This is a genomic window from Burkholderia sp. Tr-862 (assembly GCF_011753085.1).
GTDB classification, from domain to species: Bacteria; Pseudomonadota; Gammaproteobacteria; order Burkholderiales; family Burkholderiaceae; genus Burkholderia; species Burkholderia ambifaria.
In genome coordinates this window covers 35,498-57,831 of sequence record NZ_VWWG01000027.1, presented here as the reverse complement: position 1 = coordinate 57,831, position 22,334 = coordinate 35,498, and the positions used below count along the sequence as shown (strand labels likewise).

The 22,334-nt window shown below is 68.6% G+C and carries 18 protein-coding genes and 2 pseudogenes; 6 read left to right on the top strand and 14 right to left on the bottom strand.

Annotated features, from left to right (window positions below; genetic code table 11):
* The 7 genes and pseudogenes from F3J14_RS11350 to F3J14_RS11320 all read right to left on the bottom strand — a co-directional run.
* Positions 1–537 (bottom strand): annotated as a pseudogene (locus F3J14_RS11350) (glycosyltransferase family 9 protein); the annotation flags it as partial.
* A complete protein-coding gene (locus F3J14_RS11345; protein WP_166723056.1) occupies positions 534–1,145 on the bottom strand; it encodes an HAD-IIIA family hydrolase in 612 nt (203 codons plus the stop codon). The gene F3J14_RS11345 and the pseudogene F3J14_RS11350, both read right to left, overlap by 4 nt.
* Positions 1,136–1,891 carry an SDR family oxidoreductase gene (locus tag F3J14_RS11340; protein ID WP_168736175.1) on the bottom strand — a complete coding sequence of 252 codons (756 nt, stop codon included), beginning with the start codon at positions 1,889–1,891 and terminating at the stop codon, positions 1,136–1,138. The genes F3J14_RS11345 and F3J14_RS11340 overlap by 10 nt, the downstream gene beginning before the upstream one ends.
* A 177-nt stretch (positions 1,892–2,068) precedes the next feature.
* Positions 2,069–2,602, bottom strand: a complete 534-nt coding sequence (locus F3J14_RS11335; protein WP_166723054.1) for a hypothetical protein — start codon at positions 2,600–2,602, stop codon at positions 2,069–2,071.
* Positions 2,544–2,757, bottom strand: a pseudogene (locus tag F3J14_RS35645) (response regulator); the annotation flags it as partial. The gene F3J14_RS11335 and the pseudogene F3J14_RS35645, both read right to left, overlap by 59 nt.
* Positions 2,758–2,844: 87 nt before the next feature.
* Complete coding sequence (locus tag F3J14_RS11325; protein WP_166723053.1) at positions 2,845–3,663, bottom strand: BON domain-containing protein; 819 nt, start codon at positions 3,661–3,663, stop codon at positions 2,845–2,847.
* A gap of 287 nt (positions 3,664–3,950) precedes the next feature.
* The gene (locus tag F3J14_RS11320) at positions 3,951–4,325 is read right to left on the bottom strand and encodes a chemotaxis protein (RefSeq protein WP_166723052.1); all 375 of its coding nucleotides are present in this window, start codon (positions 4,323–4,325) and stop codon (positions 3,951–3,953) included.
* A gap of 293 nt (positions 4,326–4,618) precedes the next feature.
* Between F3J14_RS11320 and F3J14_RS11315 the strand changes: the two genes are divergently transcribed.
* A complete protein-coding gene (locus F3J14_RS11315) occupies positions 4,619–6,205 on the top strand; it encodes an ATP-binding protein (RefSeq protein WP_166723051.1) in 1,587 nt (528 codons plus the stop codon).
* 63 nt (positions 6,206–6,268) lie between these two features.
* Here F3J14_RS11315 and F3J14_RS11310 read toward each other — a convergent pair whose 3' ends face one another.
* The 6 genes from F3J14_RS11310 to F3J14_RS11285 form a co-directional block, all read right to left on the bottom strand.
* Positions 6,269–6,601: a four-helix bundle copper-binding protein gene (locus tag F3J14_RS11310; RefSeq protein ID WP_166723050.1), complete on the bottom strand. Its 333-nt coding sequence runs from the start codon at positions 6,599–6,601 to the stop codon at positions 6,269–6,271.
* A gap of 29 nt (positions 6,602–6,630) precedes the next feature.
* Positions 6,631–6,822 (bottom strand): hypothetical protein, encoded by a 192-nt coding sequence (locus tag F3J14_RS36170; RefSeq protein WP_166723060.1) that lies wholly within the window; start codon positions 6,820–6,822, stop codon positions 6,631–6,633.
* Between the two features lie 211 nt (positions 6,823–7,033).
* Complete coding sequence (locus F3J14_RS11300) at positions 7,034–8,572, bottom strand: FAD-dependent oxidoreductase (protein ID WP_166723049.1); 1,539 nt, start codon at positions 8,570–8,572, stop codon at positions 7,034–7,036.
* 286 nt (positions 8,573–8,858) lie between these two features.
* Entirely contained in the window at positions 8,859–10,283 is a 1,425-nt protein-coding gene (locus tag F3J14_RS11295; protein WP_166723048.1) for a PLP-dependent aminotransferase family protein, read from the bottom strand.
* A gap of 716 nt (positions 10,284–10,999) precedes the next feature.
* On the bottom strand, positions 11,000–11,455 hold the full coding sequence (locus F3J14_RS11290) for a DUF1269 domain-containing protein (RefSeq protein ID WP_166723047.1): 456 nt from the start codon (positions 11,453–11,455) through the stop codon (positions 11,000–11,002).
* 153 nt (positions 11,456–11,608) lie between these two features.
* A complete protein-coding gene (locus F3J14_RS11285) occupies positions 11,609–12,061 on the bottom strand; it encodes a phosphate-starvation-inducible PsiE family protein (protein ID WP_166723046.1) in 453 nt (150 codons plus the stop codon).
* 520 nt (positions 12,062–12,581) lie between these two features.
* On the opposite strand from F3J14_RS11285, the gene F3J14_RS11280 reads away from it, so the two are divergent.
* From F3J14_RS11280 to F3J14_RS11260, 5 genes are all read left to right on the top strand, one after another.
* Positions 12,582–13,655, top strand: a complete 1,074-nt coding sequence (locus tag F3J14_RS11280; protein WP_166723045.1) for a Dyp-type peroxidase — start codon at positions 12,582–12,584, stop codon at positions 13,653–13,655.
* The gene (locus tag F3J14_RS11275) at positions 13,648–14,463 is read left to right on the top strand and encodes a family 1 encapsulin nanocompartment shell protein (RefSeq protein ID WP_166723044.1); all 816 of its coding nucleotides are present in this window, start codon (positions 13,648–13,650) and stop codon (positions 14,461–14,463) included. The genes F3J14_RS11280 and F3J14_RS11275 overlap by 8 nt, the downstream gene beginning before the upstream one ends.
* Positions 14,464–14,563: 100 nt before the next feature.
* A complete protein-coding gene (locus F3J14_RS11270; RefSeq protein ID WP_166723043.1) occupies positions 14,564–14,833 on the top strand; it encodes a hypothetical protein in 270 nt (89 codons plus the stop codon).
* A 607-nt stretch (positions 14,834–15,440) separates the two neighbouring features.
* A complete protein-coding gene (locus F3J14_RS11265; RefSeq protein WP_166723042.1) occupies positions 15,441–18,281 on the top strand; it encodes an AAA family ATPase in 2,841 nt (946 codons plus the stop codon).
* 100 nt (positions 18,282–18,381) lie between these two features.
* Positions 18,382–20,661, top strand: a complete 2,280-nt coding sequence (locus F3J14_RS11260; RefSeq protein ID WP_166723041.1) for an FdhF/YdeP family oxidoreductase — start codon at positions 18,382–18,384, stop codon at positions 20,659–20,661.
* A gap of 139 nt (positions 20,662–20,800) precedes the next feature.
* Here the strand turns inward: F3J14_RS11260 and F3J14_RS11255 are convergent, their stop codons facing one another.
* The gene (locus F3J14_RS11255) at positions 20,801–22,222 is read right to left on the bottom strand and encodes a cytosine permease (RefSeq protein WP_166723040.1); all 1,422 of its coding nucleotides are present in this window, start codon (positions 22,220–22,222) and stop codon (positions 20,801–20,803) included.
* Between the last annotated feature and the right edge of the window lie 112 nt (positions 22,223–22,334).

Genomic DNA, 22,334 nt, shown 5'->3' with positions numbered 1-22,334 from the left:
CCGCGCCGCGTCGCCGGGCTCGAACGCCATCCGCCAGTCGGACGTCTTCGCGCCGATCGAGCGCACCAGCGCAAGCTGGCGCGCGACCTCGTGGCGCACGTACGATTCCGGCTCGCGTTCCGGCACGCGGTCGGTCAATAGTTCATACGGATTCTCGCGACAATGCGCGAGCCGCAGCGGGATGCCCGCGAGCCAGCACATCATCGCGGCCGGCAGCGGACTCTGGCTGTACACGGTGAAGATCACGGCCGCGTCGAAGTGGCCGGCCAGCAGCCGGCCGATCATGTCGAGATCGACGACCGGATCGCCGCGCGCGCCGGGATGCTTGACCCATGGCGCGTCATACGTCCACACGTCGTCGACCATCGGCAGATGCTTCGCCAGCGCGGCGCCGCTGCGCGACGTCAGCAGCGTGAGCCGGCGGCCGTGGCCGCTCTCCTTCAGCGCGCGCAGCGCGGGCGTCGTCATCAGCACGTCGCCGAGGCTGTCGAGCCGCACGCACAGGATCCGGCGTGCACGATCCCACGCCGCGCTCATCGCCGCACCCACGAGCCGTGACGGCGCACGGCGTCGCGCACGACGAGGTCGGCGGCGAGATCGAGACGGGGGACCACGTGGTGCGGCGTGCGCCTGGCATCGAGCCGCCACTCGGTCTCGTTGCCGCGGTCGACCAGGATCGTGCCGCAGCGTGCGGCGCGGCCGGCCTCGACGTCATCGAGGATGTCGCCGATCATCCAGCTCCATTCGGCGACGGCGCCGAGCGTGGCGAGCGCGCGGCGTAGCATGCCGGGGCGCGGCTTGCGGCAGATGCAGTCGCAGGTATAGCGCGGCACGCTGCCCGCCGGGTAATGCGGGCAGTAAAAAAAGCCCGCCAGCGCCGCGCCGTTCGCTTCAAACAGTTCGGCGAGACGCTGGCGGACCGCGCCAAGCTCGGGTTCGGTAAAGCGACCGAGCGCGACGCCCGGCTGGTTCGACACGACCACGATCGGCATGCCTGTCGCGCCGAGCGTGCGCAGCGCGCGCGCCGCGCCCGGCGCGAGTTTCATCCGTGTGGGGTCGACGTTGTACGGCACGTTCTCGAGCAGCGTGCCGTCCTTGTCGAGCAGCACGGCGCCGGGCAGCCGCCGTTCGCGCTTCAGGGCCATGATGTCTCCTTCATCGGCAGCACCATCAGCTCCGGCACGACAGTGCCCGGCGGCTGCGTCAGCACGAAACGCACGGCGGCCGCGACATGCTCCGGCGGCTGCAGCGTGTCCTCGTCGATGTCGGGGAAGCGGTCGAGCAGGAACGGCGTGCGCATCCCGCCCGCGACGATCGCCGACACGCTCACGCCGGCCGGCCGCAGCTCCGCATGCAACGCATGCGACAGCCCGAGCAGCCCCCACTTCGTCGCGTGATACGCGGAGGCATTCGGCCACGCGCGCTTGGACGCCGTCGACGCGATGTTGACGATATGGCCGCTGCCGCGCGCCTTCATCATCGGCACGGCCGCGTGGCACATCAGGTATGGGCCGAACAGGTTGGTCATCAGCACCTGCTGCCACGCCGCGACGCTGACGTCGTCGATCGGCGCGGTCACGTCGATCGCCGCGTTGTTCACGATCACGTCGAGATCGCCGAGCGCCTCGCGCGCGTCGTGCACGACCTGCAGCACCGACGCTTCGTCGCGCACGTCGAGCGGCCGTCCGACCGCCTGGCCGCCATGGCGCTCGAGGCGTCGCGCGACCGCCGCCGCGCGATCGCCGTCGAGATCGGCGACGATCACGTGTGCGCCGTGTTGCGCAAGCTCCTCGCAGATGGCTTCGCCCAAGCCGCGGCCGCCGCCCGTCACGAGCGCGGCGCGGCCGGCGAGCGACGGGCCAGCGGGATCGTGAGTCGCGTTCACCTGCATCTCCTGTACGTGTCCGAAGAATCGTCGGAATCGTGGCCGTGACACTTGTCGCGACAAGCGTCGGTACAGGAGTACAGCGAGAACCATGCCCGTCTGCGCGCGCCCGCGCCGTGTCAGGGGCCGTCTCGGGGTCGCTGGCTTTTTTATAACAGGCTGTAAAAACGTGCCCGCGCGCGCCTACGTTCCGATCGCGAGCGCGTCCGGCGTCGCCTGCGCGCGGTGCTTGGCGAGCGCGCGCAGGCAGTGTGCGATGCAGCCCGCGAACGCCTCGTCGAACCACGGTTGCGCGCCCGACACGCCGACCACGATCCCGTGCTGCGCGACACCGCCCCACAGGTTCGTATCGCCCACGCGCAGCCGGTACGGCTCCAGCGCCTGCACGACGTGGCCGTCGCGGCCGGTTTCCCACGACAGCCGCGCCTTCGCGCGTGCGTAGGCGCGATAGTCGGCATCCCAGTCCTTCGGGTCGGGCAGCGAGAACTCGTAAAGAATGGCGTCCTCGAACGCGGCGTCGCGCGGCCCGAGCGCCGGATCCATGATCACGATGTGCAGGCAGCCGCTGTCGCCGACGAAGTCGCTCTGCAACGCGGCCGACAACGTCGGCAGCAGCAGCTCGACGGCCGCGACCGCGGCCTGGCGATCGGCGAACGCGCTACCGCCGCGACGCTCGGTCAGGGTGGCGGGTGTCGTCGGATGCAGAAGGTTCGGCATGGAGGTCTCCGGAGGAAAACGCGAGCGCGCGCAGCGCCGCGATCAGGTCGTCCGCTTGGGCGGGCTGGGTCAGGTAGGCAGGGAAATCCTTCGAGCGAGCGTGTGCGGTCGCGCTCGCGCGCATAGCCGGACAACGCGAGCGCGTCGAGCGGCGCGCGGCTGTCGCGCGCCAGCTCGTCGGTGCCGGCCGTCATGCGCGCGAGGCCTGGGTTCGTGGTCGGGTTGTCCCGCGCGTCGCGCCGTCAATGGTGCGATTCACGTCCGGTGCCGCTGCCCGGTTCGGGGTCGCGCACGGCGGGCTGCGTCGGCGTGACGGTGCGTTGGGACGGATGCAGCACCGTGCCCGGTTCGTGTTCGTCGTCGCGGCGCACCCGCACGCGGTTCTCGACGTCGCGCACGCACATGCAGCCGTCGGCGATGTCCTCGATGTCGTGCTTCATCCAGCGCGACGGCACGGTGCCGTCCAGTTCGACGCGGCCGTCGCGCACCTGCACGGTGACGTCGCTCACGTCGATGTCGAGCGCATGCGTGAGCCGCTCGCAGACGTCCTCGCGAATGCGCTCGTCCGAGCGCGTATAGCCTTTCGGGCCACGGCGCTGGCGCATGGCCTCGCGTTGCGCATCGGTACGGCGTGGATCGCGCGGATCATAGTCGCGCTCGCCGCCGTACCAGCCCATCCGGTGATGACCGCGGAATCCCGGCTGATCGCTGCCATACCGGCCTTCACGGCCCTCGCCGCCTTCCGCGCGACGACCGCGGTTGCCGTAACCGCGTTCGGCTTCCCACTCCGGTTCGCGCGAACCACCCGGCGCGTCGCGCCACTCGGGACCCCGCTCGGCCGACGTGCGTGCCGAGCGTTCGCTCCATTCGCTGCCCCAGTCTTCCGGGCCGACGTTCTCGCTCGCGAAGCGCCGGTACGCGGATTCATAGTCGGCGTCGTGCCGCTGGGATTCGCCGCCGCGAAAGTCTCGCTCGCCGCCCTGGTACGCGCGCTCGCTGCGTTCCTGCCAGTCGGGCGGCCCGCTGCGTTCGGCTTGCCGTCCCGGATATCGTCGTTGCATCGTGTCCTCCTTGCGCGCCCCAGTGCCGCGCACGGCTCCATGCCGCATCGCGGCGCGCGTCGTTCGGACGGTTGCAAATCGCGTGCCGCGTTCGTGGCCGGGGCCGACACCGCGAGACGGGCGGGCGACGCGGAGCGGCTCATCGATTTGCGCCGGCGCCCCGTTCTGCGTTCTCCTTGCGAAGCTCCTGTCGAGCGTCAGTCGCCGGCGCCGCCGGCCGGCGCCGGCGGCCGCCCCTATCTGCAACGCGATTGCAGTTTTTGCGCGGAACGGCGCCGTATCGGGCCCTATGCGCCGCCCATGCCCGAGCCTGTCGGCTCGTCCGGATCGTCGAGGTCGTCAATGAGGCCGGCCTCGTCGAGCCGTTCCGTGCGGTCCGGCTCGATATCCGCGGCGTCCTCGAGCCCCGCATCGCCGTCCGCGGACGCGCGCTCGCCGGTGCCCGCGCGGTCCGTATCGCTGTCGAGCGCCGCGTCGCCGCGTTCCAGCGCGTGCTCGTCGAGCGGCGAATCGACGTCGAACGGATAGCGCCGCGCGCCGGCCGTGTCGCTGCCGCTGTCGGACGAGTCGCTCGGCCCCAGCGCGCGGCCGTCGCGGCCGCGCCGCGCGTTCTCGTCGTCCGGGCCGGCCGATTCGTTGTCGGGATTCAGTGTACTGTTCATATCGATGTCCTCGTGTTCCGCAGGGCCGCAGGGCCGCTTGCACGCCCGATGTGCCCGTGTAGCGCGGCTCGGACGGCGACGCAATCGGCATGCCGCGCCGGCGGCGATCGCGCCGCCGGCAGCCCGCCCGGCCAGGTCAGGCGACACGTGGCACGCACAATGCGCACCGATTGATCAGGTGAATCGGGTTCCCGTATGCTTTCGAGCGACTCAATCCGGTTCGAATCGCCGCCTCTGGCTCCGCCAGACGCGGCCGGGCGGCCCGAGGCCACCCTCATTTGACTTACCGTTCGATGAAGACAGACGACGCCATATCCGAGTTACATCCGCCGCTCGGCCCCGCCGATGCACGCGATCTGCTGCACCGCTTCGCCGAGTTCCGCTTCGAGACCGTCGTCGGGGCAATCACCGACTACGCGGTGTTCATGCTCGACCCGCAAGGCAACGTCGCGACGTGGAACGCGGGCGCGCAGCGCATCAAGGGCTATCTCCCCGCCGAGATCATCGGCCACCATTTCTCGCGCTTCTATCCGCCCGACGCGATCGCCGCGGGCCGACCCGCGCTCGGGCTACACGAGGCGACCGTGCACGGCCGCTTCGAGGACGAAGGCTGGCGCGTGCGCAAGGACGGTTCGCTGTTCTGGGCCAGCGTGACGATCACGGCCGTGCGCGATCATGCGGGCCAGCTGGCCGGCTTCATCAAGATCACGCGCGACATGACCGAGCGCAAGCGGCTCGCCGAACTGGAAATGTCGACGCACCGGCTCAGCGTATTCATCGCGATGCTCGCGCACGAACTGCGCAACCATCTCGCGCCGCTGCGCCACTCCGTCAGCGTGCTGCAAACGCTGCCCGATCCGGTGCCGGTGCTCGCGCAATGCCGCGACGCCGTGCACCGTCAGGTCGGACAGCTGACGCGGCTCGTCGACGATCTGCTCGACGTCGGGCGCATCACGGCCGGCAAGGTCGAGCTCGACAACGCGCCGGTGACGGTGCGCGACGTCGTGTGCCGCGGCGTGGAGAGCATCCAGCCGAAGCTGGCCACACGCCAGCAGCATCTTCGCGTCGAACTGCCGTCCGAACCGGTGGTGGTGCGTGGCGACGCCGCGCGGCTCGTGCAGGTGCTGCACAACCTGCTCGACAACGCGTCCAAGTTCTCGCCGCCCGGCGGGCGCATCGACGTCGCCGCCGACCACGAGGGTTCCACTGTCGCGATCCGCGTGACCGATCACGGCGTGGGCATCGCTGCGGGCTCGCTCGAAACGATCTTCGACCTGTTCGACCAGGACGGCGTGCCGGGCCGGCGTCCGGTCGACGGCTTCGGGCTCGGCCTCGCGATCTGCCGGTCGTTCGTCGAGCTGCATGGCGGCAGGATCTCCGCCGAAAGCGAGGGTCCCGGCCACGGTGCGACGTTCACGGTACGGTTGCCCGTCGAGCACCACGCGCAAACGGCACGGGTCGAAGCGCCCGCGCCGCGCGCCGTGAAGCCGGCCGCCGCGCCGCTGAACATCATCGTCGTCGACGACAACCGCGACTCGGCCGACACGCTCGCCGTGCTGCTGCAGCTGAAGGGGCACGCACCGCGCGTCGCGTACAACGCGAACGACGCGCTGGCGCTCGTGCGCGATACCGTTCCGCATCTGATGCTCATCGACCTGTCGATGCCCGACGTCGACGGCTACACGCTGCTGCACGAACTGCGCGCGATCGACACGCTGGGCGGCATGACCTGTGTCGCGCTATCTGGTCATGCCAGCTCATCGGATCTCGCGCGCACGGCGCGCGAAGGCTTCGACGATCACCTCGTGAAACCGCTCGAGATGCCGGTGCTCGACGCACTGCTGCAGCGTGTCGCGCGCACGGTGCATGGCGCGCCGTGAACGTTTACGTCATCGCTCACACCTTCACTCGAGCCCTCACGGAGGCGCTCGCGTAGGCCTTACTCAAGCCACCGCGCGGCACATCGCCGCGCACGCGTCGCACGCCAGCGCGCAGCGCCGGCAATGTTCGTGCAGATGCCGCAGGCATTCGACCGCGCACAGCTCGCATACCTGCGCGCACAGCGCACACACGCGCGGCGCGACCACGCTGTCGCGCGCCATCACGCCCGACGCGAAGCGGCACAGCTGCGCGCATTCGATGTCCAGCGCGATGCAGTCGGCCAGCTTGTGTGCGTCGGGCTCTGCCAGGCAGGCGGCCATACACGCGTCACAGGCGTGCGCGCACGCGTCGCACGCGGCCATGCAGTTGTCGTAGCGAGTATTCGTTTCGCTCATCGCAGTGCTCCTCGTTCCAGTTCGGATCTTCACGGCGTCAGCTTCACTTTCATCCAGCCGGGCTCGCGCACGTCGAACGCGCGGTACGCGTCGATCGCGTTCGTCAACGGCTCGCAGCGCGTGAGCACGGACACGACCGCGTCGGTCGTTTGCGCGACTTCCGGGTCGGGTACCGTATCGATGCGAATGTCACCGACGCCATGAAATACCACTGCTTTCATGTCGGGCCCTCTTTGTCGAAGGCGGGACCGGTGCAGGTACCGTCGCGCTGTGCGAGCAAGGCGCGCGCCCGTCGGCGCTTGCCGTGCTTGCCGTGCTTGCCGTGCTTGCCGTGCTTGCCGTGCTTGACGTGTGCCCGTGTGCGGTCGGTCGACCCCGGCGTCGCGAGGTCAGCCGCCGCGCGACGCGGTCAATGCCACCCGAACGCGGCCGTCAGCGCGACTTTGCGGCGCCCTGCTGTTCGAGCGCCTCTTCCGCCCGCAGGCAATCGAGATCGCGGCCGATCGTCGCGACTGCGAGCCGCTTGTCGCCCCGCCAGTACGTCACCGAACCGTCATGCGCGCGCAGGTCGCCGTCGATCTCGACGCGGTCCCACTGCTCCGCATGTCCCACATAACGGACGGTCAGATCGTAGTGCTGGCTCCAGAAGAACGGCACCGCGTCGAATGGCCGCTGCTGGCCGAGCATGTTGCGCGCCGCGGCGATGCCCTGCCGCTCCGCGACGACCCAGTGCTCGACGCGAATGCGCTCGCCCGTCAACGGATCGGGCCAGCGCGCGATGTCGCCGGCCGCGTAGATGTCCGGTGCGCTCGTCTGCAGGAAACGGTCGACCGTCACGCCGCGATCGACGGCCAGCCCCGCGTCCTGCGCAAGCGCGACGTCCGGATGCACGCCGATGCCGACCACCACGACGTCGGCCGGCAGCACGTCGCCGTTCGACAGCGTCACGCCGTCCGGCGTGATCTGCGCGGGCGTCAGGCCGAGATGGAACGTCACGCCGTGCGATTCGTGCAGCGCGCGGATCGTGTCGCCGAGCGCCTCGCCGAGCACGCGTGCCATCGGCTGCGCATCGGGTGCGACCACCTGCACGTCGAGCCCGCGCGTGCGCAGCGCGGCGGCCGCCTCGAGGCCGATGAAGCTCGCGCCGACCACGACGCAGCGCTGCGCGTTCTTCAGCGTGCCGATCAATGCATCGCAATCGGCGCGCGAGCGCAGCACGCGCACGTGCGGCAGATCGGCGCCCGGCACGGTCAGCCGATTCGGCTCGGCGCCGGTCGCGAGCAACAGCGCGCCGTAGCCGACGCGGCTGCCGTCCGCGAGTTCGACCGCGTGCGCCGCGGGATCGATCCGCGCGACGCGCGTGCCGCAGCGCACGTCGATGCGCTGGTCGGCATAGAACGACGCACCGCGCAGCGGCAGCCAGTCCGCTTCGGCCGTGCCGGCCAGATAATCCTTCGACAGGTTCGGCCGGTCGTACGGCGGCTCGCTGTCCGCGCTCAGCAGCGTGATCGCGTGCGGATAGCCTTCCTGCCGCAGCGTCACGGCCGCCGCGATCGCGGCCGCGCCGCCGCCGACGATCACCACCGATTCGGGCAGCCCGGCCGCTTCCAGAACGGGCGGCGACTCGGCGGGCCGTGCATCGAGCACGACCGCGCGGCCATCGCGGCGCTCGACGCGCCAGCACGTCAGGCCGTCGAGCGCCGGCGCGCGCAGCATTGCGCCGGTGCGCAAACAGAACGCCGCGTGATGCCACGGGCAGCGGATCGTGTCGCCGACGAGCAGCCCGTCGGCCAGCGGTGCGCCGTAGTGCGGGCATTGCGCGCCCACGGCAAACAGTTCGTCGGCGCGGCGCACCAGCAGCACCGGTGCGTCGCCGACCCGGCCTTCGATCATCGCGCCGTCGGCGATGTCGTCGAGCGCGATGCCCTGCGCGAGATCGGGACGTGAAGACGAGGCGTCACTTGCGGACATGGCATGGCTCCCGGGGTGTGGGGTAACGGTCCCATTATCGGCGTCCTTCCTGAAAAGAACAGGTACAGACGACCCCGCAGCGCATGCAAACGCGGAAGGTGGCTCGTATGCACGTTGCGGCGCAACATGCCGGATGCGCATGTGCGGGGGTCCGACGACCGGCGCAATCCGCATGCCGCCGCCTTCATCGCGTCACACGCGGAGCGACGCGATGGCGAACTCGCCGGCTCCGGCGGCGATGTGTGATGCGACCCGACGTGACTTCGCGTGATGCGCCACCGCGCAGTCAATCCATGCAGGCAGTTGCAAGCTTGCCGACCATGACGAGCGCCCGCTCGATCTCCGGCGACCACGGGCTGCTGTAGTTCAGCCGGATGAAATTGCGGTAGGTGTCCGCGATCGAGAACATGTAGCCGGGGCCGATCGTGATGCCCTGCTCCAGCGCGAGCTGGTACAGGCGCATCGCATCGACCTGTGCCGGCAGTTCGACCCACAGCACGTATCCGCCTGCCGGGCTCGAGATGCGCGTGCCTTCCGGGAAGAACCGCGACACCATCGCGCGCATCAGGTTCGCCTGCTGCGCATACGCCTTGCGAATCCGCCGCAGGTGATGCTCGTAGCCGTCGCGTTCGAGAAACTCGGCGATCGCGAGCTGCGGCAGCGACGGCGTCGCCAGCGTGTTCAGAAACTTCAGCTTCTCGACCTGTTCGCGATAGCGGCCCGGCAATGCCCAGCCGATCCGGTAGGCGGCCGTCAGGCTCTTCGAGAACGATGAGCAGTGCAGCACGATGCCGTTGCGGTCGAACGCCTTCAGCGCGCTCGGGTGGGCATGGCCGAAATACAGTTCGTTATACACGCCGTTCTCGACGATCGGCATGTCGGCTTTCGTTGCGAATTCAACCAGTTCGCGCTTGCGCTCGTCGGGCATCTGGAAGCCGAGCGGGTTCTGGAAATTCGGCATCACCATGCACGCGGCGATCGGCTGCGACTTCGCAATGGCCGCCAGCGCCGCGATGTCGATTCCGTATTCCGGGTGCGTCGCGACCTCGATCGCCTTCATCCCCATCCGCTCGATCGCGTGCAGCATCGCGTAGAACGTCGGCGACTCCACCGCGATCGTGTCGCCGGGTTTCGCGACTGCCTGCAGGCACAGATTGATCGCCTCCGTCGCGCCGACCGTCACGATGATCTCGTTCGGATCGACCGACATCCCGTTTTCCAGATAGCGTCGCGCGATCTGCCGGATCAGGCGCGGATGACCCGGCGGCAGGCCGTCCGTCACGCCCCACAGCGACTTGTCGCGGCCGGCTGCATACGCATAGCGGTTCAGCTTCTCGAACGGAAACAGGCTCGGATCCGGATACGGCGAGCCGAGCGGCACGGCGTCGTCGGTGCCGATCGAGCGCAGCGTCGACAGCACGAGCCGGCTCATGTCGACGGACGACGAGATCGCGATCGGCTTCGACGGCCGCAGCTCACGCACCGGCGCGTGGTTGTCGTCGCGGCGCAGGTTCACGAAGTAACCCGACTGCGGGCGGCTTTCCAGCAGCCCGCGGCTTTCGAGCAGCAGGTACGCGTGCAGCACGGTCGTGATGCTGATCCGATGCTGCTGGCTCGCCTGCCGCACCGACGGCACACGATCGCCATGTCGATACACGCGTTGCCGGATGAGTCTCTCTATGTCGTTCGCGAATTTCTCGTAGAGCTTCATCCGCCTCGCCCCGCCAGCGGTGAACCGGCCCGCGACGCGTGTGCGCGCGTGCCGCGCCGATGCGCGAAGCCGGATAGCCGTGCCCGCTGGCGGGCGTTCTGGTGCGAGCGTCGGCCGTTACCGAAATTGAAGGCGGAGAGCAATGCGAAATCCATCATGACGAGGATCGGCATCCTACTGCGTCAATTCGGCGAATGTAAGTGACAGTTTGGCGGCCAAACGTCAAATCGCGCGGGTGTGGTGAACAGATGGGAAGACCGTGGCACGCAGCCGCGTCTCGTGTCATCCGTACCGCCGCGCATATGCGGTCGTGACGCGAAACGGCACGACGCGATTCGCGTGGCGACGTTCGAGCGTGACGTCGTGCGCACCGACGCTCGGTATAGCTGATTGTCTAGGGCCTGTTCACGCTGATAACGGGCTTGCGAACGTGCCTTTCCGCCCGCAGGGCAAGGAGAGAGGAGGCGCAATAGCCGTAGCTATTGCAACGACGAACGACGCCGCAATGCGGGCGGAAAGGCACGTTCCCCTGTTTGGAAAAACCATTCGTGGGGCTGGCCCGTTATTAGCGTGAACAGGCCCTAGGTCCCGCGCACGCGCCATGCCGGTTCGTGCGTCACGCTGCGCGGCGTCGCACGAACGCGCACGTGTCGTCGACGCGATCCGCGCCGGGCCGCGCGCCGGCCTGCGTCCGGCTCGAACGCGGCAAGCCGGGCCTAGTCGATTACGTGGCGCACGACCTTGCCGCCGAATCCCGTCACGGTGTTGTCGACCGAGAACGGCGTCGCCTCCTCCGCCTCGACGATGACCGCCACACTGCCGGGCACGAGCCGTGTCGCGACCGATTCGACGAACTGGCCGTCGAGTAGCGCATTGCCGGCTGCGTCCGCGACGATGCCGGCCCCCGCGCCGGCCGCCATGCCGGTGATCGCGCCGAGCGGCCCGGCGAGCATCCCGAGCAGGCCGCCCGCGATCGCGCCGATCAGGCCGCCCTTGAACGGCCGCGACTCGGCGTCGAGCACCGCGAGCTTGCCGTTCGCGTCCTTTTCGACGACGACGCCGTTGTCGACGTGGAATCCTTCATGCTTCTCCGACAGCGCCTCGAAATCGTTCGCGGCCTGACGGGCCGTCTCGACGCTGCCGAATACGGCGACGATCAGTTGCTTGGTCATTCGACACCTCTCGGGTTGATGAGCGACGCGAGCGCCGCCAGTCGACGGTCATCCGCGGATGGGTCGGACCGGCCGCGCGTTGCGTGCCGGGATCCGTGGGTTCGATACGCGTGCCTGCCGCTGCGTCACGAGCACGAGCGGCGCGGCCGCACGTTACCGGCGCGTATGCGCGTCCTCCTCGACATCGTCGACTTCCGCCGGAAAGCGATGCTGGCCGAAGCTCAGGATCAGCACGCCCACCGCGAGCAGCACGATCCCGAACGTGGTCATCAGCATCCGCTCCGGGCTGTCGGTCGCGCCGCGCAGGATCAGGTCGCGCGCGAGCGACGTCATCGCGATGAACAACGGAAAGCGCACCGGCAGCCGGCCGAGCCGCAGATAGCGCACGTTCATCGCGAGCACCTCCAGATACAGGAACATCAGCAGCAGGTCGGTGAGCGACACCTCGCCCGCGAGCACGACCTTGCACGCTTCCTGCGCCATCGCGAACGCGGTCGCCAGACCGATCACGATCAGGCCGGCCAGCTCGGCCGCATGGAGGAAGTGGCCGAAGCGGCGGCGGATGCGCTCGGCGGCCGTATCGGCGGAAGCAGTGGACGTGTTCAAGGCGATGACCGGTGCAAAGAAGTAGATGCCGCGCTCGACGGTCCGTCGACGCCGTGCTCGCCCCCCGCGACAAAAATTCGCATGGCTTCCAGCAGGTTCGTCATGTTGGTCCTCGTCGGCGGGTGCAGCGAACCCAATCTACTGCACGCGTTGCGCCCGCTCAAGAGCACAGCGCCGCGGGCTTCAGGAGTACAGCTGCACGCGCGCGACGCAAAATCGAACCCTGATCAACCCATTCGAATGACAGATCGTCGATACGTGTTCCAAAGACCCGCCGAAGCTGCTAGATTGCAGGCTCGACGACGTTACGCGGTGCGGAGAGGTCACGCGCCGGGCGAACGCGCGGCCATCCTGCCTGCCTTCCCTTTCGCGCCCGGACGGCAGGCCGCCGCCGCTGCGGCCCGTTGCGCGATGCCCGCGCAACGTCCTTCATCCGCATGTCACAAAGAGAACAGTCGCATGACACAGTCCCCCCGTTCGTCTTCGCGCGCCGCGGCATCCGCGGCCCGTCCGTCCCGACATGACTGACCGGCAGGCCGCGATGCAAACCCGTCCCCCGCTTTCCCAGGCCGTTCACAACCCGATCACGCGCAGCGCGATCTTCCTCGTCGCAACCGTCAACCCTGGCACCGAGCGCGCCGACACGATCCGCGCGTGGTGCGGCGACATCGCCGCGCTCGTGCGCTCGGTCGGCAAGCGCGTGCCGGGCGGCAACCTGTCCTGCGTATGCGGCTTCGGCTCCGACGCATGGGATGCGCTGTTCGGCGAGCCGCGTCCCGCGTCGCTGCATCCGTTCCGCGAATTCGGCGCCGGCCAGCGCGTCGCGGTCGCGACGCCGGGTGACATCCTGCTGCACATTCGCGCCGACGCGATGGACCTGTGCTTCGAACTCGCGACCCAGTTGCTCGCCGCGCTCGGCGACGCAGTCACGGTCGTCGACGAGGTGCACGGCTTCCGCAACTTCGACCAGCGCGCGATGATCGGCTTCGTCGACGGCACAGAGAACCCGGAAGGCCGCGAGGCGGTCGACTTCACGGTGATCGGCGACGAGGACGCCGAATTCGCGGGCGGCAGCTACGTGCTTGTGCAGAAGTACCTGCACGACATGGCCGGCTGGAACGCGCTCGCGGTCGAGACGCAGGAGCGCATCATCGGCCGCACCAAGCTGTCCGACATCGAGCTCGCGCCGGACGTGAAGCCGTCGTGCTCGCACAGCTCGCTGACCACGCTCGACGAAAACGGCCAGGAAGTGAAGATCCTGCGCGACAACATGCCGTTCGGGCGCCCCGGTTCCGGCGAATTCGGCACCTATTTCATCGGCTACGCGCGTTCGCCGGCGCCGATCGAGCAGATGCTCGAGAACATGTTCGTCGGCCGCCCGCCCGGCAATTACGACCGGCTGCTCGACTTCAGCCGCGCGGTCACCGGCTCGCTGTTCTTCGTGCCGTCGGCCGACCTGCTCGAAGCGCTCGCCGATCGCGCCGCACCGGCCGACGCTGCCGCCGCCGCGCAGCCCGCACCCTCATCGCCCGAGCCGCGTCGTGACGGCTCGCTGAATATCGGATCGCTGAAAGGAGCCAAAGCCTATGAATAACCTGCACCGCGAACTCGCGCCGATTGCCTCGTCCGCGTGGGAGCAGATCGAGGAAGAAGTCGCCCGCACCTTCAAGCGCTCGGTGGCCGGGCGCCGCGTGGTCGACGTCGAAGGCCCGGCGGGCCCCGAGCTGTCGGCCGTCGGCACCGGGCATCTGCGCGACGTCACCGCGCCGCGCGAGCAGGTGAGCGCGCGGCTGCGCGAGGTCCGCAACGTCGTCGAGCTGACGGTGCCGTTCGAGCTGAGCCGCGATGCGATCGACAGCGTCGAGCGCGGCGCGCGCGACGCCGACTGGCAGCCGGCGAAGGACGCCGCGCAGCGCCTGGCATTCGCGGAAGACGGCGCGATCTTCGACGGCTATCTGGCCGCGGACATCGTCGGCATCCGCGAAGGCACGTCGAACCGCAAGCTCACGCTGCCGACCGATGTCAGCGCGTACCCGGACGCGATCAGCGACGCGCTGGAAGCGCTGCGGCTCGCCGGCGTCGACGGCCCGTACACGGTCGTGCTCGGCTCGGACGCCTACACGGCGCTCAGCGAGGCGCGCGACCAGGGCTATCCGGTGCTCGGCCACATCAAGCGCATCGTCAGCGGCGAGATCATCTGGGCGCCGGCGATCAGCGGCGGTTGCGTGCTGTCCACCCGCGGCGGAGACTACGAGCTGCACCTCGGCGAAGACGTGTCGATCGGCTATACGAGCCATACTGACAAGGTCGTCCGCCTGTACCTGCGCGAAACGTTCACGTTCCTGATGCTGACGAGCGAGGCATCGGTGTCCGTGGCGCCGCAGGCCAGCACGGCGGCCTGACGGCCTACCCGCGCGCGATGCCCGCCGGGCGTCGCGCACCCCGGCCGCGTTGCCGGCCGCACGTTCGTCGCCGGCTGAACCCTCCTGCATGGAGCGTGACATGAGCGATTCGAATGAAGCATTGCAGTCACTGCAAGCGTCGGTCGACAGCCTGAAGCAGGCCGTCGACGCGAACGCGAGCCGCCAGGCCGGCGACACCGCCGTCCTGTTCACCGTGGTGTCGCTGATGCTGGCCGAACTGCCGCCCGACGCCCGCAACCTGATCGAGGATTCGTTCACCGTCTGGGCCAATGGTCTGCAAAATGCCGCACTGTCGACCGACGTGAAGCAGATTGCCCGGCAGCGCCTCGCGATGAAACTCTCCGACTGACGCCGGTTCGCCACGGTTGCGCCTCATCCGGCCCGCACCGTGCAACCCGCCCGCTTCGCCATCGGCCCCGCCTCACGCACGGGTTGCGGGGCGTGCGCGGCCCGACGTAACCCACCCGCGACCCTCACCGCCCCGCGCGCTCGCGCCGCTGCGCGAATGCCGCGCTTCACCGCGCGCGGCCCTTCCCGTTTGCCGCCTGCCGGCGCCCTGCGCGCCGATGTCGCACCGCGCTTCGCGCGCGTTGCGCGCCGCGCTGTTTCCGGATCCCGCACCCCGCACCCGCATGGGCGCTCGTCTGTACTCCTTGCACCGGGCGCACGCGTGCATGTGAGGGTGCAATTCCCCGCCGGGCCGGTGCGGAACTGTGTCTTGGAGGCCTTCGGTCAATTCGCTATTTTGAGCGCAGTCGAAGTGATGCCGCGGGCTGAGCGACGCACCGGTGTTGCCGGCGTCGATCGCGGCCGGCTGCCGTGCCGGCGCGCTTCGTGCGATGGCGCCGGCGCGGCGCGCGCGCCGCCGGCCGAATCGTGCGGCGGGCACACCCCGGCGCCGTCGCGCATCGGGACTTCCCTTTCGATCCACGTTCATTGACAGGAGTCAGACCACCATGCCCGCACTTTGCGATATCTGTCACGCCCGGCCGGCCGTCGCGCGCGCCACCGTGATGCAGGACGGCGAGCGCAAGACGATCTCGATCTGCGACTACCACTTCCGTCAGCTGATGCGGCATCAGAGCATGCTGAACCCGTTCGATTCGCTGCTGGGTGGCGGCGCGTCCTCACTGTTCGGCGAGTCCGGCGACGCGTCGCCGCTGGCCGCCGAGATTCCGCGCGAATCGGTCGACCCGACCGACGCGTTCAGCGAGCAGACGCTCGAACTGCTGCAGCGCGCGGCCGAGAAGGCGCACGAACTGCGCCGCAGCGAACTCGACACCGAACACCTGCTGTACGCACTCGCGGATACCGACGTGTGCGCGGCGCTGCTGAAGGAACTGAAGCTGTCGCCGCAGGACCTGAAGTCCTACATCGACGAGCATGCGCACACCGGCACGGCTGCCGCGGACGCGTCGCTCGACAAGCTGTCGATCTCGCCGCGCGTGAAGAAGGCCGTGCAGTACGCATTTCAGGCCTCGCGCGATCTCGGCCACTCGTACATCGGCCCCGAGCACCTGCTGATCGGTCTCGCGGCGGTGCCAGACAGCATCGCCGGCACGCTGCTGAAGAAATACGGCGTAACGCCGGAAGCGCTGCGCCAGAAGGTCGTGAAGGTCGTCGGCAAAGGCGCGGAAGACGGCCGCGTCGACGCGCCGACCGGCACGCCGAATCTCGACAAGTTCGGCCGCGACCTCACCGCGATCGCGCGCCAGGGCAAGCTCGACCCGGTGCTCGGCCGCGCGCAGGAAATCGAGAGCACGATCGAAGTGCTCGCGCGCCGCAAGAAGAACAACCCGGTGCTGATCGGCGAGCCTGGTGTCGGCAAGACTGCGATCGTCGAAGGCCTTGCGCAGCGGATCGTCAACGGCGACGTGCCCGAAGTGCTGCGCGGCAAGCGGCTCGTCGAGGTCAACATCAACTCGATGGTGGCCGGCGCGAAGTATCGCGGCGAATTCGAGGAACGCGCGAAGCAGCTGATCGACGAAGTCACGGCCAAGCATGACGAGCTTATCCTCTTCATCGACGAGCTGCATACGATCGTCGGCGCGGGCCAGGGCGGCGGCGAAGGCGGGCTCGACATCGCGAACGTGCTGAAGCCGGCGCTCGCGCGCGGCGAGCTGAGCCTGATCGGCGCGACCACGCTCAACGAATACCAGAAGCACATCGAGAAGGACGCGGCGCTCGAACGGCGCTTCCAGCCGGTGTTCGTGCCGGAGCCGAGCGTCGAGCAGACGATCGTGATCCTGCGCGGGCTGCGCGACAGCCTGGAGGCGCACCACCAGGTCACGTTCGCCGACGACGCGTTCGTCGCGGCCGCCGAGTTCGCCGACCGCTACATCACCGCGCGCTTCCTGCCCGACAAGGCGATCGACCTGATCGACCAGGCCGCCGCGCGCGTGCGGATCGGCGCGACCTCGCGCCCCGCCGACATCCAGGAAGACGAAGCGCAGATCGTGCAGCTCAAGCGCGAGCAAGACTACGCAACGTCGCGCAAGCGCTTCGACCAGGCGAAGCAGTTCGAGGAGCAAATCAACGCGAAGCAGAAGTCGCTCGACGAAAAGATGGAGGCGTGGCAGCGCAAGACCGGCTCCGAGACGCTGGAAGTGACCGTCGAATCGGTCGCCGAGGTCGTGTCGCGGCTGACGGGCATTCCGGTGTCCGAGCTCACGCAGGAAGAGCGCCAGAAGCTGCTGAAGATGGAAGAGCAACTGCGCGAGCGCGTGATCGGCCAGAGCGATGCCGTGGTCGCCGTCAGCGATGCCGTGCGGCTGTCGCGCGCCGGGCTCGGCCAGTCACACCGGCCGATCGCGACGTTCCTGTTCCTCGGGCCGACCGGCGTCGGCAAGACCGAGCTCGCGAAGGCGCTGGCCGAGACCGTGTTCGGCGACGAGCAGTCGATCATCCGCATCGACATGTCCGAGTACATGGAGCGGCACGCGGTCGCGCGACTGATCGGCGCGCCGCCCGGCTACGTCGGCTACGACGAAGGCGGCCAGCTCACCGAGCGCGTGCGGCGCCGCCCGTACAGCGTGATCCTGCTCGACGAGATCGAGAAGGCGCATCCGGACGTCTACAACGTGCTGCTGCAGGTGTTCGACGACGGCCGCCTGACCGACGGCAAGGGCCGCGTGGTCGACTTCAGCAACACGATCATCATCGCGACGAGCAACCTTGGCGCCGCGATCATCATGGACAACCTCACGCAGCCGGAAGCCGCGCGCAAGACCGACAAGGCGATCCGCGAGCAGCTGATGCAGGTGCTGAAGGGCCATTTCCGCCCCGAGTTCCTGAACCGGATCGACGAGGTGATCGTGTTCCATGCGCTGTCGAAGGAGAACATCCGCTCGATCGTGCAGATCCAGCTCGACCGCGTGGTGCGCACCGCCGCCGCGCAGGACATCACGCTCGTGATGGGCGACTCGCTCGTCGAACACCTGACCGAAGCCGGCTATCAACCGGAATTCGGCGCGCGCGAGCTGAAGCGGCAGGTGCGCCAGATCATCGAGACGAAGCTCGCGAAGGAGATCCTCGCGGACAAGCTCCAGTCCGGCGATCGCGTCGAAGTCGATTACGACAAGGTGAGCGGCGAGGTGACGTTCAACAAGCTCGCGCAGTCCGACGCCAAGGACGCCAAGGACGCGACCAGGAACGCCGACGGCAAGGCCCGGCCGAACGGCAAGGCGGCGAAGGCAGCGTCCGATGTAAAGGATGACGAAGCGAAGGCCGAGACGCCTGCGCCCGCAGCCAAGCCATCCGGCAAGAAGTCGTCCGGTGCGAAGAAGGACGCGCATTAATACCAGGCGGGCCCGGATGCACGGGCCCGCATGCCCCCCAACGCCGCGACGCGGCGCAACCCGAGCCGGCCCGTAGCGGGTCCGGCTGATGGAGATTCACATGACAAATCGACGCGAAGTGCCAGGCATCAGGAAGTACGATGGGCCCGCCGGCGGTTGGGGCGCGCTTCGCGCGACAGCCGAGGCCGTGCGCACGCAGATGGAAACCATCGAGGCGCCGATCGTGCTGATGCGGACCAACCAGCCCGACGGCTTCGACTGTCCCGGCTGCGCGTGGCCCGACAAGGAACACAAGTCGACGTTCCAGTTCTGCGAGAACGGCGCGAAGGCCGTCACGTGGGAAGCGACCACCAAGCGCGTGACGCCCGAGTTCTTCGCGGCGAACCCCGTGTCGTCGCTGCTGCGGATGTCCGACTACGAGCTGGAGAACATGGGCCGGCTCACGCATCCGCTCGTCTACGATCGTGCGACCGACACGTTCCGCGCGGTCGAATGGGACGATGCGTTCGCGCGCATCGGCGAGGTGCTGCGCGCGCTGCCGCCCGAGCAGGTCGAGTTCTACACGTCGGGCCGCGCGTCGAACGAAGCCGCCTACCTGTATCAACTCTTCGCGCGCGAGCTCGGCACCAACAACTTCCCCGACTGCTCGAATATGTGCCACGAGCCGACCAGCGTCGGCCTGCCGCAGTCGATCGGGATCGGCAAGGGCACGGTGTCGCTCGAGGATTTCGACCACTGCGAGCTGATCATCTCGATCGGCCACAACCCCGGCACCAACCACCCGCGGATGATGGGCACGCTGCACGAGTGCTCGCGCCGCAACGTGCCGATCATCGTGTTCAATCCGCTGCGCGAACGCGCGCTCGAACGCTTCGCGGATCCGCAGGACATGATCGAGATGGCGTCGTTCGGGTCGACGCGCATCGCATCGACGTACTACCAGGTCGACGCGGGCGGCGACGCGGCCGCGCTGAAGGGCATCATGAAGGCGCTGCTGCAGCTCGAGGCCGAGCGCGGCGACGTGCTCGACAAGGATTTCATCGCGCAGCACACGAGCGGCTTCGACGCGTTCAGCGCCGACCTGGAGGCCACGTCGTGGGACGACATCGAGCGCGCGAGCGGCTTGAGCCAGGCGCAGCTCGAACAGGTCGCGCTCGCGTATGCGAAGTCGAACGCGACGATCATCACGTACGGGATGGGCGTCACGCAGCACAACAAGGGCACCGCCACCGTGCGCCTGATCGCCGACCTGCTGCTGATGCGCGGCAACATCGGCAAGCCCGGCGCGGGCGTGTGCCCGCTGCGCGGCCACTCGAACGTGCAGGGCAACCGCACGGTCGGCATCACCGAGAAGCCGTCGGCCGAGTTCCTGCAGAAGATCGAGGATGTGTGCGGCTTCAAGCCGCCCGCGCAGCACGGGCACGATGCCGTGCAGGCGATGCAGGCAATGATCGACGGCCAGGCCAAGGCGCTGCTGTGCCTCGGCGGCAACTTCGCGGTCGCGCTGCCCGATCCCGAGCAGTCGTTCCCCGCGATGGCGAAGCTCGATCTCAGCGTGCATCTCGGCACGAAGCTGAACCGCTCGCACCTGCTCGTCGCGAAGGAAACCTACATCCTGCCCGTGCTCGGCCGCACCGAGCTCGACATGCAGGCGAGCGGCCGGCAGTCGATCACCGTCGAGGATTCGATGTCGATGGTCCACGCGTCGGCCGGCAAGCTCAAGCCCGCGTCCGACCAGCTGCGCTCCGAGCCCGCGATCATCGCCGGAATCGCTCACGCGACGCTGCCGGCCAGCAAGGTCGCGTGGCTCGACCTGATCGCCGACTACGATCGCATCCGCGACCTGATCGACCGCACGGTGGCCGGCTTCGAGGCGTTCAACGAGCGCATCCGCACGCCGGGCGGCTTCCGCCTGCCGCTGCCGCCCACCGAGCGCGTATGGCCCACGGCCACCGGCAAGGCGATGTTCTCGATCTACAAGGGCGTGAAGGAAGATGCGGACGTGCTCGGCGCCGAGCAGGTGCTGCGGCTGATCACGCTGCGCAGCCACGATCAGTACAACACGACGATCTACGGGCTCGACGACCGCTATCGCGGCGTGTTCGGACGACGCGACGTGCTGTTCATGAACGCGGCGGACCTCGCGAAGTACGGGCTCGAACACGGCGACCTCGTCGACATCGAGACGGTCACCGCGTCGGGCCGCGCGCTGCGCCTCGAGAAGATCACCGCGATCGAGTACGACATCGCTCCGGGGTCGGTCGGCGCGTATTACCCGGAAGCGAACGTGCTCGTGCCGCTCGACTACATCGACAAGGAAAGCGGCACGCCGTCGTACAAGTCGGTGCCGGTGCGCGTCGCACGCTCGGCGGTCGTCTGACCCGCGGGTAAGCAGGCTGGCGACGCAACGCACGGCACGCCACGCCGCGCACTGATCCCTCCTGCCTCCCCTCTCGCGGCCGCCGCATCGCTACCGATGCGGCGGCCGCTTTCCTTGATCGCGTCGAACGACGATCCGCTTACCGCGCCGCCGACGACGGCAGCTGCGCGCCCGTCTGCCGGCGCCGGTAGGCGCTGTCGCGCGTCGCGAGCCAGTAGTACAGCGGCGACGTCAGCACCAGCCCGACGAGCCACGACAGGTCGGCGCCGCCGAGATGCGCGGGAATCGGTCCCGCATACATCGGCGTATTCATGAACGGAATCTGCACGGCGATCCCGATCGCATATGCGAGCAGCGCCTGCGGATTGAAACGGCCGTACACGCCGCCGTCCGCCATGAAGATCGACTGGATGTCGTACTTGCCCTTGTGGATCACGTAGAAGTCGATCAGGTTGATCGCCGTCCACGGCACCAGTACGACAAGCAGCGCGAGCACGAGATCGATGAGATTGCCGACGAAGTTGGTCGACGCGCCGATCGCCGCATAGCAGCACGCGACGAAGATCACCACCGACACCACCGCGCGCGTCTTCGCGGTCGGAATCCACCGGTAGGCGAAGGTCTGCACCGACGTGATGACCGCGAGCACCGCGCCGTACAGGTTCAGCGCGTTGTGGCTGATCACGCTCAACAGGAACAGCACCAGCATCAGCGGGCCGAGCGGGCCCGTCGCCTGCTTGACCGCGTCCATCGTGTCCGCGCCGGCCGGCACCGCGAGCACCGCGACCGCCCCGAAGATGAACGCGAGCGTCGAGCCGATCGTGCAGCCGAGATAGGTCGCCCAGAACGTCGACGCGACGCCGACGTCTTCCGGCAGGTAACGCGAATAGTCCGACACGTACGGCGCGAACGCGATCTGCCACAGCGCGGACAGCGACACCGTCGCGAGCCAGCCCGCGAAGTCGAAGCCGCCGCGCGTGAGGAAATCGGCGGTGCTCACGTGCGACAGGATCATCCAGAAGCCGACGAAAATGCCGATGCCGAGCACCCACGTGCCGATCCGGTTCAGGATATGGATGAACCGGTAGCCGACGATCCCGATCAGCCCCGAGCCCACCGCGCCAATCACGATGCCCACGGGCACCGGCACCGACGACGCGATGCCGTGCACCGACTTGCCGGCCAGCACGATGTTCGATGCGAAGAAGCCGACGTACATCACCGCCGCGATCACCGTGACCAGCAGCGCGCCCCACGAGCCGAACTGCGCGCGGCTCTGGATCATCTGCGGGATGCCCATCTGCGGCCCTTGCGCCGAATGCAGCGCCATCAGCACGCCGCCGACCGCCTGGCCGACGATGATCGCGACGATCCCCCACATCAGGTTCAGGTGAAAGATCTGCACGCCGAGCGCGCCGGTCACGATCGGCAGCGGCGCGATGTTGCCGCCGAACCAGAGCGTGAACAGGTCGCGCACCTTGCCGTGGCGGTCTGCGGGCGGCACGTAGCCGATCGTGTGTTTCTCTATCATGGGGGACGCGTTGCGATCCGCGGTCGTCATGGCTAAGTCTCCTGTCCTGCGCGGCGAGGCGCGCGTGCCGTTTCCGCCGACGCGCGACGATGCGCGCGCCTGCAATCGGGTCCGGATACGCGGGCAACGGCTTGCCGCATGC

What these genes read in the sequence shown, in the direction of transcription:
- F3J14_RS11345 (WP_166723056.1), bottom strand. Translation starts at nt 1,145, where the DNA reads ATGGCCCTGAAGCGCGAACGGCGGCTGCCCGGCGCCGTGCTGCTCGAC.
- F3J14_RS11340 (WP_168736175.1), bottom strand. Translation starts at nt 1,891, where the DNA reads ATGCAGGTGAACGCGACTCACGATCCCGCTGGCCCGTCGCTCGCCGGC.
- F3J14_RS11335 (WP_166723054.1), bottom strand. Translation starts at nt 2,602, where the DNA reads ATGCCGAACCTTCTGCATCCGACGACACCCGCCACCCTGACCGAGCGT.
- F3J14_RS11325 (WP_166723053.1), bottom strand. Translation starts at nt 3,663, where the DNA reads ATGCAACGACGATATCCGGGACGGCAAGCCGAACGCAGCGGGCCGCCC.
- F3J14_RS11320 (WP_166723052.1), bottom strand. Translation starts at nt 4,325, where the DNA reads ATGAACAGTACACTGAATCCCGACAACGAATCGGCCGGCCCGGACGAC.
- F3J14_RS11315 (WP_166723051.1), top strand. Translation starts at nt 4,619, where the DNA reads ATGAAGACAGACGACGCCATATCCGAGTTACATCCGCCGCTCGGCCCC.
- F3J14_RS11310 (WP_166723050.1), bottom strand. Translation starts at nt 6,601, where the DNA reads ATGAGCGAAACGAATACTCGCTACGACAACTGCATGGCCGCGTGCGAC.
- F3J14_RS36170 (WP_166723060.1), bottom strand. Translation starts at nt 6,822, where the DNA reads ATGAAAGCAGTGGTATTTCATGGCGTCGGTGACATTCGCATCGATACG.
- F3J14_RS11300 (WP_166723049.1), bottom strand. Translation starts at nt 8,572, where the DNA reads ATGTCCGCAAGTGACGCCTCGTCTTCACGTCCCGATCTCGCGCAGGGC.
- F3J14_RS11295 (WP_166723048.1), bottom strand. Translation starts at nt 10,283, where the DNA reads ATGAAGCTCTACGAGAAATTCGCGAACGACATAGAGAGACTCATCCGG.
- F3J14_RS11290 (WP_166723047.1), bottom strand. Translation starts at nt 11,455, where the DNA reads ATGACCAAGCAACTGATCGTCGCCGTATTCGGCAGCGTCGAGACGGCC.
- F3J14_RS11280 (WP_166723045.1), top strand. Translation starts at nt 12,582, where the DNA reads ATGACTGACCGGCAGGCCGCGATGCAAACCCGTCCCCCGCTTTCCCAG.
- F3J14_RS11275 (WP_166723044.1), top strand. Translation starts at nt 13,648, where the DNA reads ATGAATAACCTGCACCGCGAACTCGCGCCGATTGCCTCGTCCGCGTGG.
- F3J14_RS11270 (WP_166723043.1), top strand. Translation starts at nt 14,564, where the DNA reads ATGAGCGATTCGAATGAAGCATTGCAGTCACTGCAAGCGTCGGTCGAC.
- F3J14_RS11265 (WP_166723042.1), top strand. Translation starts at nt 15,441, where the DNA reads ATGCCCGCACTTTGCGATATCTGTCACGCCCGGCCGGCCGTCGCGCGC.
- F3J14_RS11260 (WP_166723041.1), top strand. Translation starts at nt 18,382, where the DNA reads ATGACAAATCGACGCGAAGTGCCAGGCATCAGGAAGTACGATGGGCCC.
- F3J14_RS11255 (WP_166723040.1), bottom strand. Translation starts at nt 22,222, where the DNA reads ATGACGACCGCGGATCGCAACGCGTCCCCCATGATAGAGAAACACACG.